A 1,918-nucleotide genomic window follows, 5' to 3' on the forward strand; every position below is an offset into this window, starting at 1 on the left:
AAGTCCGGCTGTAGGGCTTCCCCAAAAGCAACCGCTTTTGCTGCAATGACATGCATCAGGGGACCCCCCTGAATTCCAGGAAAAATAGCCTTATCAATGGCCGGCGCGTGCTCATTCCTGCAGAGAATAAAACCCCCGCGCGGTCCTCTTAACGTCTTATGCGTGGTGGAGGTCACGAAGTGCGCGTGAGGGACAGGGGACGGATGTAATCCCGCGGCTACGAGTCCGGCAAAGTGTGCCATATCCACCATAAAAAAGGCACCCACCTCATCTGCAATTTCACGCATTTGGACAAAGTCAATAACCCGTGGATAGGCACTGGCCCCGGCAACTATCATCTTTGGAAGATGTTTAAGCGCAAGCTGCCGAACCTGATCATAGTCAATGCGTTCCGTTATAGCATCAACTCCGTAAGAAACAAAGTTAAAATAAATCCCCGAGATATTTACCGGACTTCCATGTGTCAAGTGTCCCCCATGGGATAGATTCATGCCCAGTACCGTGTCGCCTGGTTTTAAGAATGAAAAATAAACCGCCAAATTGGCTTGTGACCCGGAATGAGGCTGGACATTAGCATGCTCTGCACCAAAGATTTTCTTCACGCGTTCCCGCGCTATGTTTTCGACCACATCAACAAATTCGCATCCGCCATAATACCTTTTTCCCGGGTACCCCTCCGCATATTTGTTAGTTAAAACCGAACCTTGTGCTGCCAACACAGCCCGGCTGACAAAGTTCTCTGAAGCAATTAACTCAATATTGTTTCTCTGACGGTCCTCTTCTTGCTCAATGGCTTGCGCGACTTCCGGGTCTTGGGATTTCACCCATTGCTCAATATAATCCATTCGTTTCACTCCTAAGATGAATTTTCCAACGGCTTGGGTCACGGGGGTTTGGAACATCGCCGGGGATTCTGTGTGCTGTTTGCGTCTTTGACACAAATACGCTTTGCGTTGTAGATTCTTAGGTATACTCGGCTCGTGGGCCACCTATATAGCGTGGGCGGGTGCGCGCCAGGGTTAAGTGTGCCTGTCCCAGTTCCTTGACATGTATACGAATGGGTATCGCCACAGGGCGAAGGTGCATGCCTATAAATGTATCACCGATGTCAATACCGGCATGTCCAAGGATGCGCTCTACCATAAGAGGGGAAGAGAATTTCCTCCAGGCCTGTACCGTCATCGCACCTCCGGCATGCAATGCTGGAAATACCGAAACTACCTCTAATCCGTAGTGATCCACGCAAGCTTCTTCCACAACTAACGCCCGATTGATATGTTCACATCCCTGCACCGCTAAAAAGATTCCTTGTTGGTGAACCCGTTCCAACAAAGGCGGAAGCAACACCTCGGCAACCTCCAGACTACTTCCCTGACCGATCTGTTGGCCGATAACTTCACTAGTGCTGCACCCTAAAACGAGGATCTGCCCCCGTCTTAAATTAGCCTTTAGAAAAAAGGCCTCGAGTACATCATCCCAAATATTGGCCATCACATGCAATTTGTCTGCAATATTTTTATCCATGAGAAAAGGGATTCCTCCTCGCTTTGACAAATGACTCGAACAAGACGTTCGGGATTCAAATATTCTCACCGCGTTCAATGTCCGCAATCAAATTCAAACGACGGGTGTGCCTACCCCCTAAAAACTTCGTTTTCAAAAAGATATCCACAATGTCGAGGGCAAGGCCGGCGCCAATCACCCGGGCGCCTAGTGCTAAAACGTTGGCATTATTATGTTCTCTGGCCATCCGGGCTGAAAACGTCTCTGAACAGACCGCAGCACGGATTCCTGAAATTTTATTCGCGGCCATGGAAATCCCCTGCCCGGTTCCACAGATCGCGATTCCCAAGTCGGCCTCTCCCTTGATGATCGCACTACCTACAGCAAAACCATACTTAGGATAATCCACGGAGTC

3 protein-coding genes are annotated in these 1,918 nt (G+C 49.4%); all 3 read right to left on the bottom strand.

Going from position 1 to position 1,918, the window contains the following annotated elements:
- On the bottom strand, window positions 1–845 hold an 845-nt coding region (glyA, locus tag AC6I5A_RS03325), incomplete at its 3' end, for a serine hydroxymethyltransferase (protein ID WP_034611668.1).
- Between the two features lie 118 nt (window positions 846–963).
- Window positions 964–1,524 carry a TIGR01440 family protein gene (locus tag AC6I5A_RS03330; protein WP_052167865.1) on the bottom strand — a complete coding sequence of 187 codons (561 nt, stop codon included), beginning with the start codon at window positions 1,522–1,524 and terminating at the stop codon, window positions 964–966.
- Window positions 1,525–1,579: 55 nt separating this feature from the next.
- Window positions 1,580–1,918, bottom strand: a 339-nt coding sequence (gene rpiB / locus AC6I5A_RS03335; protein WP_034611671.1) for a ribose 5-phosphate isomerase B, incomplete at its 5' end; no start/stop codon positions are given.

It is taken from the genome of Desulfosporosinus sp. Tol-M2 (assembly GCF_059735615.1).

What these genes read in the sequence shown, in the direction of transcription:
- AC6I5A_RS03330 (WP_052167865.1), bottom strand. Translation starts at nt 1,524, where the DNA reads ATGGATAAAAATATTGCAGACAAATTGCATGTGATGGCCAATATTTGG.